Below are 15,218 nucleotides of genomic sequence, written 5' to 3' on the forward strand. Positions count from 1 at the left end.
GTGGATCAGGGAGCGGGCTCGACCGGCTGCTGGGCGGCCCGGCTCGCGGTGTTCTCCTTGCGGAAGGACTCGTGGATCTCGAGCAGCACCTGCTTCTGCCGCTCGGTGAGCCCCTCGTCGGCGAGGACGGCGTCGGCGACGGCGCTTCCCTCGCGCTGCTCGAGGATGCCGGCCTGGACGTACATCGCCTCGGCCGAGATCCGCAAGCCCTTCGCGATCTGCTGGAGGATCTCCGCGCTCGGCTTGCGCAGGCCCCGCTCGATCTGGCTGAGGTAGGGGTTGCTGACGCCCGCGAGCGCGGCGAGCTGCCGCAGCGAGATCTGCGAGCTCCGACGCTGCTCCCGGATGTACTCCCCGAGCTGGCGCACTGCCACCACGGGGGCTGGTCCGGTCTTGTCGTCGTTGCTCATCACCGAAGACGCTAACCGAGGGTGCTAGCAGTTGCAAGCAGTCTTGCTAGCAGATCCGGTGACCCTGACCACACCCCCCGGCAGGGAGTGGCTAGCGGCCGCGTCAGCCCCTCCCGTCAGCCCGAACGTGAGGCGACACGTCAGACGGCCGGCGTCGCAACCCGGGCGCGCTTACGGCGGTACATCGCCTGGTCCGCGGCCTCGAGCAGCTCCCCCGGTGGGCTGTCGTGGTCGGCGACGGCGACGCCGACGCTCCCGGCGACGTGCAGGAGCAGGCCGCGATGCCTGATGGGCGGGAGGAGCGCGTCCTCGAGCCGGCGCGCGAGCAGGTCGAGGTCGGCGACCCCGTGGCGCTCGTCGGGCAGCGGGCAGAGCACCACGAACTCGTCACCCCCGAGGCGAGCCACCACGTCTCGGGGTCGCACCGACGCGAGCAGCCGTTGCGCCACTTCCTGCAGCACGGCGTCGCCGGCGTCATGACCGTGCGCGTCGTTGACGACCTTGAAGCCGTCGAGGTCGAGGAAGAGCACCCCCACCGGGCCGCGCGAGGGAGCGCGCAGCGCCTCGTCGAGCGCGGCGAGCAGGTGGTTGCGGTTGCTCAGCCCGGTGAGCCCGTCCATCTGGGCGGCGCGCTCGAGCACGTGCTCCTGGGCCTTGCGGCTGTCGACGTCGAGCAGCTGCGCGATCACGATGGGCTGCCCGTCGGCGCCGGCCGTGCGCGACACCGCGACCTCGCACCAGACCGCGCTGCCCCCGGCGCCCACGAAGCGGATCTCGGCCGGCTCGGTCCCTGTCCCCGGGCCGAGCAGGGCCGCGAGGAGGGCCGGCCGGTCATCAGGGTGGGCGTGGCGCGCGAGGTCCCTCCCGACCAGCTCGGAGCTGCGGACCGACAGGAAGCGGCGCAGCGCGGCGTTGACCTCCTGCACCGACCCGGTGGCGTCGAGTCGGGCAGTGGGGGTCGGGCCGTCACGGAAGGCGGCCCGGAAGCGCTGCTCGGAGGCGCGCAGCTCGGTGATGTCGTAGCCGGTCGCGAGCGCGCCGCGCACCCGCCCGTCGGCGTCGTGGAAGGCGCTGGCCTCCATCAGCAGCGTCCGGGTCGGCTCGCCCACCGGGCTCACGCGGACCTCGACGTCGCCGACGTCGCCCTCGGTGAGCGCACGGACCACGGGGTGCTCCGCTGCGGGCATGTCCCGACCGTCGGGGTAGAAGGTGCGCAGGCTGGCGGACAGCCGATCGAGCTCTCCGCTGGCAGCGAGCTCCGCGACGGGGGTGCCCAACGGCCAGCCGAGCAGGCGACGACCCGTGGCGTTGACGTAGGTCGGCGTACCCGTGGTGTCGCAGGCCCACATGACGGCATGGCTGCCCTCGAGCAGGACGGCGGTGAACTCGGCCTGCTCGGCGAGCGCCCGCGCATCGGCCCGGGAGGCGGTGACGTCGGCCATGGCCACGACCGCCCCGCGCACGGTCCCGTCGGCGTCGCGCAGCACCCGGCCGGAGCAGCGCACCAGTCGCGCGGGCAGCCCGGGGGGAGCGATGACGAGGTCGACGTCATGCACGGCGCCCTCGCGCAGGGCGCGGGAGAGCGGGACCTGGTCCGCCGCCAGCGGGGTGGTGCCGTCCTCCTCGAACAGCGCGTAGCGGTCCGCAAAGTCGGCGGGGTCCATCACGCTGTCGGCGTCGAGGCCGTGGAACTCGCGGGTGGCCCGGTTGAACAGCGTGAGCCGGCCCTGCGCGTCGCAGGCCACGATGCCTACATCCACGGTGTCGAGCACGGTGGTGAGGAGCGCGGTGCGCTCGACCGCCTCGTCATGGGCCCGCTCGAGATCGGCGGAGAGCTCACCCAGGCGACGGGCTGCGACGTTGCGCTCCGTCACGTCGAACGCCGTGCCGATGAGCATTGCCACCGCGCCGTCGGCCCCAGCGACAGCGGTCAGCGTGCCCTCGATCTCGACGACAGCGCCGTCGGGGCGCTGCACCCGCCGCTCGGTGCGCAGGACGGTGCCGGGCTGCTGGAGGGCCGTCTCGAGCGCGAGGCGCTGGGCCTCGCGGTCCTCGGGCACCGTCGCCGAGGCCGGCTGACGACCCAGCAGGTCGGCGGGCGACTCGACGCCGACCAGCGCGGCGAAGGCGGCGTTGGCCCCCACCAGCGTCCCGTCCGGGCTCATCTCCACCTGGCCGATCGAGTTGGACTCGAACAGCGCCTGGTAGCGCTGGCGGGAGGCGTTTAGCGCCTGGACGGCCTCGTCACGGGTCGCGAGCGCTCGGCGCAGCTCGAGCAGGGTCATGACCTGGTCGGCAAGGGTCGTCATCAGCGAGACCTGGTCCTCGTCGAGGCCCTCGGGGCGCGGCACGTAGTCCAGGACGCACAGGCTGCCGAGGACCGCGCCCGTCGGGGTACGCAACGGGAAGCCGGCGTAGAAGCGCAGCCCCAGCTCTCCGGTGACCAGCTCGTTGGTCGCGAAGCGCGGGTCCTTGGTGGCGTCGGGGACGACCAGGGGGGCGTCGGCGCGCAGGACGTAGTCGCAGAAGGCGAGGTCCCGCGAGGTCTCGGTCACGTCGAGACCGCACCGGGACTTGAACCACTGCCGCTGGTCGTCGAGCAGGCTGACCAGCGCGGTGGGGCAGCCTGTGACCGTCGAGGCCGCGCGGGTCAGGGCGTCGAAGCTCGGCTCCGGCGGTGTGTCGAGCACGGCGTAGCCGGTCAGCTCGAGCAGGCGACGCGCCTCGGTCGTGTCCATCCCCTCATCATCGGCGTGCCGCAGCCGCACTGCAGCCCCACGACAACCTCACTGGCATCAGTAGCGGGAGCAGCACGGGCGATTCCGGGACAGACCCGCTCCTACCCTCCTGCGCACGGCGTGTCCGGCTCTGCACCCGCTCGTGCGGATCCGCTCGGGACCATGGCGGCAGCGTCACCCGACCGTGGCGGTCCCGCAACCGCAGTCGCAGGGTAGGACGGTCCAGTGACCACCCGGCGCCTCGACGCGAGCACCAGCGCTCCGTCGCAGGCGCGGGCGTTCGTCGCCGAGGAGCTGCAGGCCGAGCTGGGCGCCCTCTACGAGCAGTCGCTGTGCGACGACGCGCTGCTGCTCACGAGCGAGCTGGTCACCAACGCGGTGCTGCACGCCCGCACCGGCGTCGAGCTCTCGGTCGTCACGGGCCGGCACGGCATCCACGTCGAGGTCGCCGACGACGACCCCGGGGTGCCGCGCCAGCGCACCGCCGACCTCGACGACCTCGGCGGCCGCGGGCTCGCGCTCGTCGCGGCGCTCGCGGGCGACTGGGGGGTGCGCCTCGCCCCGCCGGGCAAGGTCGTGTGGTTCGACCTGCCGGTCCCCCCGGGCGGGCGAGCCCTACCAGGCTGACCCGGAGCAGTACGCCGCTCGCGCGTCAGCCGGCGAGCGCGGCCGAGAGGCGGGCCTCGCCGACCGGTCGGCCACCACCGAGGACGGGCGAGCTCGCCCAGCGGTCGAGATCGGTGACGCCGAGCGCCCGCAGGCCCGCGACGAGCACCGGCGTCCGGCCGCGACCACCGCCGTCGGCGATCTTCACCGCGACGGCGGAGCCGTCGGGCAGGCCCGCGGCGAAGACCGCCTCGGCGCCGTCCTTCGCGACCAGACCGGGCACGTGCTCCATGAGCTGCGTGACGTCGCGGTCCGTGCCGCCGACGAGCCCCGGGTGGGCCCTCATCGCCGCGGCCGTGCGGGCCTGCGCGTCCCCGTCGCCGGACGCGAGCCGGCCGAACGCGCGCGCCAGCCCGGTGAGCGTCAGCGCGTGCTGCGGCGCACCGCACCCGTCGACCGCGACGTGCTCCACCCGCTCTCCGGCCTGCCGCTCGACGGCGGCGACGAGCGCGGCCTGCAGCGGGTGGTCCGGCGCGAGGTAGCCGTCGGTCGGCCAGCCGTGCAGGGCGCAGGTGGCGAGCATCGCGGCGTGCTTGCCGGAGCAGTTCATGGTGAGGGGCGTGGCGTGCTCGCCACGGGCCAGCAGCGCGTGGGCGCTCGGCTCGTGCAGCGGCAGCGAGGGCGGGCAGGCCAGCGCCGACTCGGGCAGGCCGGCGGACGCGAGCGTGCGGCGTACGACCTCGAGGTGCTGCTCCTCCCCGCTGTGGCTCGCGGTGGCCAGCGCCAGCTCGTCGTCGGCCGGGTCCCAGCCGAGCACGAGCATCCCGACGGCCTGCAGCGGCTTGTTGGACGAGCGCGGGAAGACCGGTGTCGTGACGTCGCCGAGGGCCAGCGCGACGGTGCCGTCGGCGCGCACGGCCAGCACGGAGCCGGTGTGGGTCGACTCGACCCAGCCGGAGCGGACGACCTCGACCAGGACGGGCAAGGGTGCGGGGGCCGTCACTTCTGCGGTGCGGTGCCCTGCTCGCCGAGGATGGTCGCCACGTCGGCCTCGCCGTCGCGGTAGCGGCGGGTGATCTCGGTGGTGCAAGCGTCCATGACGTCCTGCACGGCGCGGCGCTTGGTCGACACGACCTGCTCCTCCTCCGACAGGGTCCGCATGGCGTGGGCCAGCTCGTCGGAGGTGCGCGCGGACACGTCGGACAGGTCGACGTCGGCGACGAGCGACTCGACGTAGCGCCGGTGGGAGTCGACCCGGCCGGGCTCCACCGTGACGTGGCGGCCGAGGCCGCGGGCGCTCGCGCGCGGCTCGTCGGCCAGGATCGACGCGAGGTTGTCGACCAGCGAGCCGGTGGTCGCGCCGTCGCGGCGGTTGAGCTCGGCACGGACGATGTCGATGCGGCCCTGGATCATGCGACGGATGTAGGAGAGGTCCGCCTCCTCCTGCTCCGCCTCCTGCTTGAGCGAACGCACCTCCGAGAGGTCCGCCGCGCCCAGCCCGGTGAGGAAGTCCTCGGCGAGGACGCGGTCGATCCGGCGGGTGCCCGTGGGGGTGTCCGAGCCCTCGACAGCAGTGCCCTCGGCGCCCACGACCGCTCCTCTCCGTGGCCGCGCGGGAGCGCGCGACCCCCTCATCGTGTCAGATCGCTGCACCGGGTGGTGGCAACCGCCCGCGTTCCACCGAACGGCTCAACGTCAGGCCCCTCCCTGCCGAGGACAACAGAGCGGACCGACGGAGGTCCGCACGGGGCCGCACGGTGAGGAGGTCGACGCTTGTCCAAGAGCGTGCTCAAGGGCGACCTCGCCACCACCCCGCTGCCGCAGGTCCTCACCGACCTCGCCGCCGGCGTCGCGAGCGGCTGCCTGCACGTCGACGACGGTGTCGAGGAGTCGAAGGTCTTCCTGCGCGGCGGACGGGTGTACGCCGTCAGCGTCCCCGGCCGACGCCCCCAGCTCGGCGCGCGCCTCGTCTCGTCCGGAGCGCTCGGACCGGAGGCGCTCGCGGAGGCGCTGGAGGCCCAGCGCACGGAGCTGCAGGGCTGGCGTCTCGGCGAGCTGCTCGTGCACCTCGGCTACGTCGACCAGCCCGTCGTCGAGGACTTCGTCAACGAGCAACTCCGGGAGTCCCTGTCGGACCTGCTGCGCTGGGGGTCGGCTTCCTGGCGCTTCCGGGTCAACGAGCGCACCCGCGAGGACGTCGCCCCTCCCGTCGAGGTCGCCGACCTGCTCGCCGAGGTCGACCGCCGGCGCACCGCCTGGCAGTCGATCCAGGAGGTCGTCCACGGGCCGACCGCCATCCCGCTGCTCGCCGCGTCGTCCTCCACCTCCTCCGAGATGGACATCGACGCCGACGCCTGGGCGCTGCTGTGCAAGGTCGACGGCGCGCGCTCCCTCGAGGAGCTCGCCCGCGACTGCGGCTTCACGCTGTTCGAGGCCGGCCAGGTCGTCTACTCCCTCGTGCAGTCCGGGCTCGTCGAGGTCGAGGAGGTCCTCGGGCCGGAGTCCGCCTCCGCCCCCGAGCCGATCGTCGACACCGTCCCCGCCGAGGTCGAGCCCGCGGCGTCGCGGATGGCTGCCGCCTTCACCGAGCAGGCCGCCCACGCCGAAGCGGCTGAGGTCACCGCCGCTGAGGTCACCGCCGCGGTCCCCTCCCAGGCAGCCTCCCCCTCGCACGAGACCACGCCCGCATCGGTGGCTGCGCTCATCACGTCCGCGCTCGCCGCGGCGCCGCGCACCACGACCGCCCGCACCCTCGACAACGCACCGCACTCGGTCGAGGAGGTCGCCGGCTCGATCTCGCGCGTCTCCGAGGCGCTGTCGGCGCTGCTCGGCCCTGGTGCGACCGGCGACGACATGTTCGCCTCGCCTCCCAAGCGCGCACCCCAGCCGCCCACCAAGGTCGACCCCGAGGCAGAGCGCAAGGCCGCGGAGAAGACCGCCCGCGACGCCAAGCGCCGCGAGCGCGACGCGGCCGAGCTCGCCGCCGCCCAGGCCGAGCTCGAGATGTCGAGGATGGCCGAGGACGCCCGCGTCGCCGACCTCGAGGCCACCGGCAACGAGGCCGTGGTGGTGGACCTCTCGGAGGTACGCCGCGAGCAGGCCGAGGCCGAGCGCCTCGCCGCAGAAGCCGCCGCGGCTGAGGCCGAGCGCGCTTCCGCGGAAGCGGCCGCCGAAGCCGAGCGCCTCGCCGCCGAGCAGGCTGCTCAGGCAGCGGAGGTCGCTGCGCAGCTGCGCGAGGAGCAGGCAGCGGCCGAGGCTGCCGACATGGCGGCCCGCGAGGCAGCCAAGGAAGCCGAGAAGGACGCCCGAGCCGAGGCCCAGCGCCTGGCCGCCGAGGCACGGGAGGCGGAGCAGGCAGCCGCCCCCGCCGTCGACCCGTCGGCGCAGGCTGCGGCGTTCGCGGAGCTGTCCAGCGCGGCCGACAGCTTCACCCAACCCGAGCCGGAGGTGGCTGCCGCGCCCGCGGCGGATGCCGAGTGGGACGACGACCCGATGCCGTCGTACGCCCCTCGAGACACCGACACGGCGGCGCTGCTGCGCGAGCTCTCGTCGCTGGGCTTCGACGACGAGCCTCCGCCGGTCGCGGCGCCGAGCCGGCCCGCGCCGAGCCCCGCTCGGCCGGCTGCGGCTGCGGCTGCGACGAAGAAGCGCAAGGGGCTGTTCGGCAGGTAGGCGCACCGATCGCCCGCCTTGCTGCACTGCACGCGGGGGGCGTGCACTGTGCACGCTCCGACGGGACGGGGCTCGCGTGTGAGCCAGCGCCGCGGCAGGGGTGTGTGGACCGGGCAACCGGGACCAGCCAGACCGGGGCGGTACGGCAGAGTGACGGGCCGGCAGGGCTCGCGTGTGGTGACATGGCCGGTGTGTCCCGGTCCCGCGTCGCGCTGCTGCTCGCGGCAGGGGCGGTCGCGTCGGGGCTGACGGGGGCGGCGCCGGCCGAGGCGGCCAGCTTCCGCTACGTCGTGACGCTCGCGGGAGCGCGCGCGGCGACCGAGGCGACCCGGCCGCCCGCCACGCCGCAGGAGCGGTGGGACCGGGCCGCGACGCGACGGCCGACCGCGACCGCGCGGGGCAAGGCGCGCGACTGGCTCGTCGCCCGCGGCCACCGGGTCGAGCGCAGCACCGACTGGACCCTCGTCGTCACGGGACCGCGGCTGACCGCCCGCCCGCCTGGGGCCGCGAGTGTCACGCTCGACACGCGCGCCGGGCTGCGGCCACGGGTGATCCCGCGCGGCTACGGCCCGACGGAGGTCCGCAGCGCCTACGACGCGGTCGGAGACGGCGTCGGCACGACGGTCGCGACGGTGCAGTTCAGCGGGTGGCGGCAGGCCGATGCCGGCGTCTACGCCGACGCGGCGGGGATCGCGCTCGAGCCCGGCCAGCTCGCCACGGTCGGGGTCGGCGGTGCGCGCGGCGACGTGCCGGACGGGATGGGCGGCGACCAGGAGGTCGCGCTCGACGTCGAGGCGGTGCTGGCGACCGCCCCGCGGGCGCGCCAGCGGGTCTACGTCGCGCCCAACACCACCGTCGGCGTCGTCACGGTCTGGGACTCCCTGGCGACCTACGCCGAGCAGACCGGACTCGTGGCGGTCTCGACCAGCTGGGGTGCCTGCGAGGAGCAGCTCGGAGCCGACCTGCGGACCGCGGTCGAGAGCAGCCTGCAGCGTCTGGTCGCGGCGGGCACGACGGTGCTCGCGGCGAGCGGGGACAGCGGCGCGTTCGACTGCGGCTACCCCGGCGCACCCGACACCCGGCTCGCCGTGGACCACCCGGCCGCGAGCCCGCTCGTGCTCGCGGTCGGCGGTACGACGCTGCAGCCGACCAGTGAGGGCGGCTGGACCGAGACGGCCTGGTCGGACCGCTCCGAGGCGGAGGCCGGCTTCCCCGGCGTCGGCAGCGGCGGGGGCCTGTCGACGACGCACCGCCGGCCCGCGTGGCAGCAGGGTCTCGTCGCCGAGGACCGCCGCGGCGTACCCGATCTTGCTGCTGTCGCCGATCCGCGCACCGGCCTCGGTGTCTACGGACCGATCGGCAGCCGGCGCGGCTGGAGCGTCGTCGGGGGCACCAGCGCCGCGGCACCGCTGACGGCCGGGCTGCTCGCCTCGGCGGTGTCGGCGAGCGGGCGCACGCTCGGGCTCGGGCCGGTCCACACCGCGTTCTACGCGGCGGCCCGCGACACCCCCGGGGCGTTCCGAGACGTGACGAGCGGTGACAACCTGCGCTTCCGGGCGGGTCCGGGCTACGACCTCGCGACCGGGCTCGGGACCCCGCAGTGGTCGCTGCTCGGACCGCGGCTGCTGCGGCCGGCGCTCACGGCCGCACCCGCGACGGCGAGCCGGAGCATCACGGTGTCGGCGTACGCCCCCTCCTCGCGCACCGCGCGCTACGCCGTCGGTGAGCAGGTGGGCTGCGACGACGCGACGGCGACCTTCCTGCCCTCGGCGACGACCCTGCCCGACGGCCCGGACCGTGTCGTCGACCTCGTCCTCGCGGTCCGCGACGGCGCGGACTGCCAGCTGGCCGCGACGCCGGTGCTGGTCGACACCACCGCCCCGACCGCGCGTGCGTCGCTGGCAGCGACCAGCCGGCCGCGGGTGCTCGCGATCGGCTGGGGCGGCAGCGACCCGCTGCCGGCGAGCGGGGTCGCGCGGATCAGCTGGCGGCTGCTGCGCAGCGACGGGCGGGTCCTCGCGAGCGGTCTCACGACCCAGCCGGGGTCGGTGCTGCGGACGGTCGAGCCGGGCAGCTACGTCGTGCAGGCGTTCGCGCGTGACCGCGTCGGCACGCTGTCGGTGGCCGCGACGAGCGCGACCGTCACGGTCTCCTGAGCCGGGTCAGGAACGCGGCACGAAGACCGTCAGCTCCGCGAGCACGAGGCCTACGGCAGTAACGATTCTCCCGGGCGACCGGGAGATCACTGCGCACGTCGTCGGGGTGCACGGCGCCCTCGGCTGCTGCGTCGTCGCTGCCCCCTCGTTGACGACGCAGGCGGCGGTAGCGACGCAGGACAGCACCCAAGGGCGGCACCAGGTGCGCCTCCGCAGCCTGGATGACCGCCTCGTGCCCGCCTATGCGGGTCGGGCGCGGCCCCTGCTGGCGCAGCAGCGCCGTGAGCGCCTTGCGAGCCGCTGCGTACAGCGCGTCATAGGCGATGTCGGGATCGTCCTCTGCCTCGCGCGCTGCCGTGGCGAGATGCCGGTGAGCGCGATCCATCAGGTAGACCGCGTCGGCAGGGTCGGCAGGCACCCGTTCGAGATGCCCGAGCGCCAGGAGTCGCTCTACGTCGTCGCGGCCCTTCTCCCAGCTCAGGGCGCAGCCCGCTCGGGTACGACGACGACGTGCGGCCGTCGTCGTACCTCGATGAGGAAGGGCTCGGTGGCTGCCTGCCAGCGCTGCGGGCTGACGATCGTGGTGCCGACCCGTCGATGCACGCGCCCTTCGACGCGCTCGGCCGCGTCGAAGACGTCGTCACGGTCCGGGTCGCCGACGACGAGCACGTCGATGTCGCCGGGAGGCGGTCCCTCCTCACCGGCGTGGCGGGCAGCCCAGGACCCGAACACGATCACCTGCTGTGCCCCCTCCGATGCCGAGAACTCCTCGCCCACACCTGCGGCGGGCAGAACGCCATCTCCACCAGCTGCCGCAGCGGAGCAACCGCGGGGTTGCCCTCCCGCACGCTGACGAGGCGGGTGCGGCCGACCCGCTGTGACACGAGGAGCCCGGCGGCCTCCAGGCGCACGACCTCGCGGTGGACGGTCGACACCGGAGCACCGAGCGCCTGCGCAAGGTCCGAGACCGTGACTGGGACGTCCCTCAGTAGTACCTGGGCGAGCAGGTCACCCTGGAGACGACTGCGGAAGATCGGCAGCAGGGGCGGCGACGACGTTCTCATGTCCTGCACAGTGTCTCTCGTCTCACGAGAACGTCACGTCCTGCGCAGCAACCCCGCGCGGGCGACCGCGGCGGCGCGGGCCGGGCTCTCGGGGACGGTGTCGTCGGCCGGGGCCGGGTCGATGCGGGCCGGGACCTCTCCGGCGAGCAGGGCCGCGTCGTCGGGGACCTGCCGCTTGACCAGCGCGAGCGCCAGCGGGCCGAGCTCGTGGTGGCGGACCGCGGTGCCGACCCGGCCGACCTCGCGCCCGTCCAGCGTCACCGGCTCGCCCGGGACCGGCAGCGTGGAGTCGCTGCCGTCGAGGTGCAGCAGCGCGAGGGTCCGCGGCGGCCGGCCGAGGTTGTAGACCCGCGCGACGGTCTCCTGCCCGCGGTAGCAGCCCTTGTCGAGGTGGACCGCGCGGCCGAGCCAGCCGACCTCGTGCGGGATCGTCCGGTGGTCGGTGTCGAGCCCGAGCCGCGGGCGCCGGGCCGCCACCCGCAGCGCCTCGTAGGCATCCAGGCCCGCGGCCTCTCCGTCGTACGCCTGGAGGTCGTCAGAAGTGACGAAGCGGTCGCCGGCGGCGTCGGACAGCACCGCGAGGTCGGTCAGCTCCAGCTCGACGCGCAGCATGAAGCGCATCGAGGCCAGGAACGCGAGCAGCGCCTCAGAGGTGCCGGGCTCGACGTGGGCGAGGGCCGCCGAGCCGTCGTCGACGAGCGTCAGGTGGTGCTCGACGTGACCTTGCGGGCTGAGCACCAGCGCCTGCGTCCACACGTCCGGCTGCAGGTGCTCGACGTGCTGGCTGGTGAGGGAGTGCAGCCAGGTGAGCCGGTCCGGTCCGGAGATGCGTACGACGGGGCGGTGGCTGCGGTCCACTACCGCGACCCCGGCCGCCAGCTGGCGCTGTTCGCGGTAGGGGTCGCCGTAGTGCGCCGCGACGCCGGCGTCCACGCCCTCGGCCGGGACGGCCCCTGGGCGCTGCAGCAGCGGACTGGTCACGTCCGGTGCAAGCCAGGACCGCGTGTCCGGATTCCCGAGAACAGTGCGGAGCGTGAGCGCGGCCGGCGTTACCCGACCGCCGGCTTGCGAGGGTGCGGGTGCTCGCGTAGCCGCTTGTCCTTGGTCACGAGCGACCAGCCCTGCTCGACGGCCGTCGAGTAGATGAGGCGGTCAGCCGGGTCGGCCGGGAACGACGCTGGCAGGGCCACCGCGCTGGCCGCGATCGCCGGCGTGATCCCGATCGTGCCTACCTGTCCAGCCAGCTGCTCGAGCCAGGAGCCGACCGGCAGCGCCAAGGCGATCCGCCCATGGGTGGCGAGCCAGGCCAGCTCGTTCCACGTGATGGCGGCCACTGCGAGCTGGTCGGCCTCGGCCACCGCCTAGGTGGCCCGCTTGCTCAACCGGTCGGGCTCTGCCGACCACCACTGCAGCACGTGGGTGTCCAGCAGCACCGTGGTCACGAGGCGTGCCAGGGCTACCCGTCGACAGCAGGTCGTCATCGGGATCCACGGTCTGCGCCTGCCCGGCCAACCGACCGCGCAGACCCTGGGGCCCGGTGGCAGGCACCAGCCGGGCCATCACCCGTCCGCGCTTGGTGATCTCCAGCTCCTCGCCGGTGGCAACGCGGTCGAGAACCGCGAGCAGAGTGGCCTTGATCGCCGTAGCGGTCATGCTCGTGGTCATGGGATCGTCTTGCCGGTCATATACACCTTCAGCAACTGCGTGTGGGGGGCGACGCGGCGGCCTACGACGCAGTACGGCCCCTCACCGGTGTGTCCAGGAGGGGCCGCACTGCGTCGCTGGTGGTGCTACGGGGTCCGGGTCGCCGTGGCGGTAGCCGTAGCCGTAGCGCTCGCCGTAGCGCTCGCCGTAGCGCTCGCCGACGAGCTCGACGAGCTGGTGGCAGACGAGGTGGCGGCTGCGCCGGTGGCGCCCACGTAGCCGACCAGGTCGACGACGAGGTGCGTGCCGGTCCCTTCCTTGGCGCCGTCGACCTCGAGCGTGACCTGCCTGTTCGAGCCGATGCCGACGATGACCTCGTTGGCCTGGGTCATCCCTGCGCGCCAGTTGACGTTGGAGGTCGGCGGCTGCGACTGGCCGGTGGGGTAGGCGACGATGAACCCCGAGTTGCCGGCTTCGGCGTCGACCGCCGTGACGTTGAGGACGACGCCGACGGCGTTCGCCGGGACCGAGGACGGCAGGGTGATCACGGTCGCGCCGTTCTTGCGCCCCGCCGGGGTGCCCTCGTTGCCCGACCCTGATCGGCTGTCGACGAACCGGTCCGGCGTCAGGCCGGTGTAGACGGCCCCGTTGTCGGTCACCAGGCCGCCGACCACGTCGACGATGATGCGTGCGGTCCCCCGGCTGATCTTGAGGTTGATCTTGCCTGCGTTGGCACCGGTGCCCATCCGGACCACGGCCTCGTTCGCCTGGACGCCGCCCTTCACGAAGTTCACGTTGGAGGTGGCGGGCTGGTCCGTGCCCCCGGGGTAGGCAACCACGAAGCCGCTGGCCGCGTTGGTGCGGGCGATCGTGATGTTGAGGATCGCCGAGGTGGAATTCGCCGGGACGTCGTTGGTGCCGAGCGTCACGGTGAGCACCCCGCCGTCGGCCACGTTGACCTCGTCCTTGCTGCCCGCGATCCGCTTGGGTGTCTGCACGACCGTGCGGGTGGCGCCGGCGATGTTGGCGTTGGTGAAGTAGCCGACCATGTCGACGATCACGTGGACGGCGCTGCCGCGGACGGTGACGGCAGCCTGCTTGTTGGACTGGTTGATCTTGGTGATGACCTCGTTGGCCTGGATCTGGCCCTTGATGAAGTTGATGTTGCTGGTGCCCGGGACGGCCTCGTTCTGGGCGTGGACGACGGCGTTGCCGCTCGCGTCGGAGCCGAGGACCGTCAGGTTGAGCACCGCCGACTGGGCGCTGTTGCCCCCGATGACGCCGGACAGGTCGACAGGAACCGTGCCGAGCTTCTTGCCCACCGAGGTGCCCTTGTTGTCGGGCGCCGGGCGGCTGTCGAGGACGCGGGTCGGGGTGTCGAGCGCGACGTAGCGGCCGTTGGTGTCAGTCCCGCCGGTCGGAGAAGCGCTCGGCGAACCAGAGGTGCTCGGCGACGGCGACGCCGACGAGCCGGTCTGGATGACGAGGCAGCCGGTGCACGCGGCGCCGGTGACGGCGTCGGTCGTGGTCGCGGTGACATCCTTCGCACCGGTTGCCGCAGTGCCGGTGGCGGCCAGCGTGGCCTTCACCTGCGTCGCGCTCACGAGCTCGACGGCGGTGTTGGTGACGCCAGCACCACCGTTGATGACGACGCCCCGGCTGAAGTTGGTGCCGGTCACCGTGAAGGTCTTGGTCTCGCCCTGCTTGAGGGTGTTCTGGTTCCCCGCGGTGTCAGGGTCGCTGTCGAGAGAGGTGACGGTGGCAGCGGAGGGCTGGGTGATGTCGAAGCGGCAGTCGCAGGCGTTGACGCTCCCGTCCGGGTTGGTGACGACCGGCTGGTAGGCGTTGTTGCCCGGGGCTGCGAGCCGCAGGTCGTAGTCCGCCGAGACGGAGGTGTTGCCGCTGCGCGTGACGTTGGAGCCGGCTATCGCGAGGGCGGACTTGGTGGAGCTGCCAGCTGTCCCGGTGCCGTTGTGGCCGACGAACTGCAGACTCGGCGTGCCGTTGGCGTTCAGACCGGCACCAGTGAACGTGATGCTGGTCAGGGCAGGCGACTGGTCGCTGTTGTTGGTGCCGCCGAGCGGGTTCACGCTCTGCAGCGGGGCACCGTTGACGGTGAAGCACGCGCTGCAGCTCGACGTGCTTCCGTCGAGGTTGGTGACCCGGATGCCGCGCGGACCGGTCGGCGCGCTGTTGGTGATGGTCCAGCGCCGGTCGAGCTTGGTGCGGGTGGTGATGCCGTCGGTCACGTCGGCGCTGTTGGCGGCGTTGCGGGGCGCCGCGTTCTCGGTGATCGCCGGGTCCACGCTGCCGTCTGCGAGCAGGACCTCGATCTGGGTGCCCCGCTCGTAGTTGTTGCCACCCAGCGAGACGTTGGCGGAGCCGCCCGCGGCGATCGACGACGGCGTGGGGCTGCCGATCGTGATCGGGCCCGGTCGCAGGACGGTGAAGCAGGCGTTGCAGGTGTCGGTCCGTTCGAGAGTGTCGGTGTAGCTCGCGCCGTAGCTGCCGGCGTTCGCGGGACCGTCGGTGCCCACCCCGGTGCCCCCGTCGGAGAAGACCATGGTCGGGCTGCTGCTGATCACTGGGTCGTTGGACCCCTCCACGGTGCCTGTCCCCCCCGGCACGCGGGTGAGGGTGAGGGTGCCACCGACGATCTCGGCGGCCTCCGCGCCGTTGACCGCGACGTCGACCGTGGCGGTCGTGAGGGCGGTGTTGGGCTCCAGCACCAGCGAACCGGCGGCGACCGGGTTGGCGATGAGCACACCGCCGATCAGCGCACTCGCAGAGACGAGCACGCCGGCGGCGAAGCGACGACGGTGAGCGATCTTCATGGGACTCCTCATGACTGCGGTGTGGTGCCTGTACTCCGCCTCCACCCTAGGCCGAGGGCCGCGCGTGTGGGTCGCAGCCATAGCCATGCTTCGC

General features: G+C 73.6%; 12 protein-coding genes and 1 pseudogene. 3 read left to right on the forward strand and 10 right to left on the reverse strand.

All coding sequences use genetic code 11. From position 1 onward, the window contains the following. Positions 1-5 precede the first annotated feature (5 nt). Positions 6-410 (reverse strand): helix-turn-helix transcriptional regulator, encoded by a 405-nt coding sequence (locus tag Q8R60_10880; GenBank protein MDP3712971.1) that lies wholly within the window; start codon positions 408-410, stop codon positions 6-8. 140 nt (positions 411-550) lie between these two features. After that, positions 551-3,148, reverse strand: coding sequence for a PAS domain S-box protein (locus Q8R60_10885; GenBank protein MDP3712972.1), 2,598 nt, complete (start codon positions 3,146-3,148; stop codon positions 551-553). Between the two features lie 225 nt (positions 3,149-3,373). Here Q8R60_10885 and Q8R60_10890 point away from each other — a divergent pair, with 225 nt between their 5' ends. Further along, complete coding sequence (locus Q8R60_10890) at positions 3,374-3,775, forward strand: ATP-binding protein (GenBank protein ID MDP3712973.1); 402 nt, start codon at positions 3,374-3,376, stop codon at positions 3,773-3,775. A gap of 25 nt (positions 3,776-3,800) precedes the next feature. On the opposite strand, the gene Q8R60_10895 is transcribed toward Q8R60_10890, so the two are convergent. Next, positions 3,801-4,739 carry an asparaginase gene (locus Q8R60_10895; GenBank protein MDP3712974.1) on the reverse strand — a complete coding sequence of 313 codons (939 nt, stop codon included), beginning with the start codon at positions 4,737-4,739 and terminating at the stop codon, positions 3,801-3,803. A 14-nt stretch (positions 4,740-4,753) separates the two neighbouring features. Continuing rightward, a complete protein-coding gene (locus tag Q8R60_10900; protein MDP3712975.1) occupies positions 4,754-5,344 on the reverse strand; it encodes an aerial mycelium formation protein in 591 nt (196 codons plus the stop codon). Between the two features lie 183 nt (positions 5,345-5,527). On the opposite strand from Q8R60_10900, the gene Q8R60_10905 reads away from it, so the two are divergent. Together Q8R60_10905 and Q8R60_10910 are read left to right on the forward strand one after the other, a co-directional pair. Continuing rightward, complete coding sequence (locus Q8R60_10905) at positions 5,528-7,426, forward strand: DUF4388 domain-containing protein (protein ID MDP3712976.1); 1,899 nt, start codon at positions 5,528-5,530, stop codon at positions 7,424-7,426. Between the two features lie 191 nt (positions 7,427-7,617). After that, positions 7,618-9,582 carry a S53 family peptidase gene (locus Q8R60_10910; protein MDP3712977.1) on the forward strand — a complete coding sequence of 655 codons (1,965 nt, stop codon included), beginning with the start codon at positions 7,618-7,620 and terminating at the stop codon, positions 9,580-9,582. Here Q8R60_10910 and Q8R60_10915 read toward each other — a convergent pair. From Q8R60_10915 to Q8R60_10940, 6 genes and pseudogenes are all read right to left on the reverse strand, one after another. Further along, positions 9,569-10,000: a hypothetical protein gene (locus Q8R60_10915; protein MDP3712978.1), complete on the reverse strand. Its 432-nt coding sequence runs from the start codon at positions 9,998-10,000 to the stop codon at positions 9,569-9,571. The two genes, Q8R60_10910 and Q8R60_10915, sit on opposite strands and share 14 nt — an antisense overlap. 59 nt (positions 10,001-10,059) lie before the next feature. Then, positions 10,060-10,314, reverse strand: a complete 255-nt coding sequence (locus Q8R60_10920; protein ID MDP3712979.1) for a hypothetical protein — start codon at positions 10,312-10,314, stop codon at positions 10,060-10,062. 365 nt (positions 10,315-10,679) lie between these two features. Further along, positions 10,680-11,627 (reverse strand): folate-binding protein, encoded by a 948-nt coding sequence (locus Q8R60_10925; protein MDP3712980.1) that lies wholly within the window; start codon positions 11,625-11,627, stop codon positions 10,680-10,682. A 68-nt stretch (positions 11,628-11,695) separates the two neighbouring features. After that, the gene (locus Q8R60_10930) at positions 11,696-12,004 is read right to left on the reverse strand and encodes a PIN domain-containing protein (protein ID MDP3712981.1); all 309 of its coding nucleotides are present in this window, start codon (positions 12,002-12,004) and stop codon (positions 11,696-11,698) included. A 193-nt stretch (positions 12,005-12,197) separates the two neighbouring features. After that, positions 12,198-12,299 (reverse strand): annotated as a pseudogene (locus Q8R60_10935) (type II toxin-antitoxin system prevent-host-death family antitoxin). 137 nt (positions 12,300-12,436) lie between these two features. Continuing rightward, positions 12,437-15,124, reverse strand: a complete 2,688-nt coding sequence (locus Q8R60_10940) for a hypothetical protein (protein MDP3712982.1) — start codon at positions 15,122-15,124, stop codon at positions 12,437-12,439. Between the last annotated feature and the right edge of the window lie 94 nt (positions 15,125-15,218).

This window comes from Mycobacteriales bacterium (assembly GCA_030697205.1).
Lineage (GTDB): Bacteria > Actinomycetota > Actinomycetes > Mycobacteriales > SCTD01 > JAUYQP01.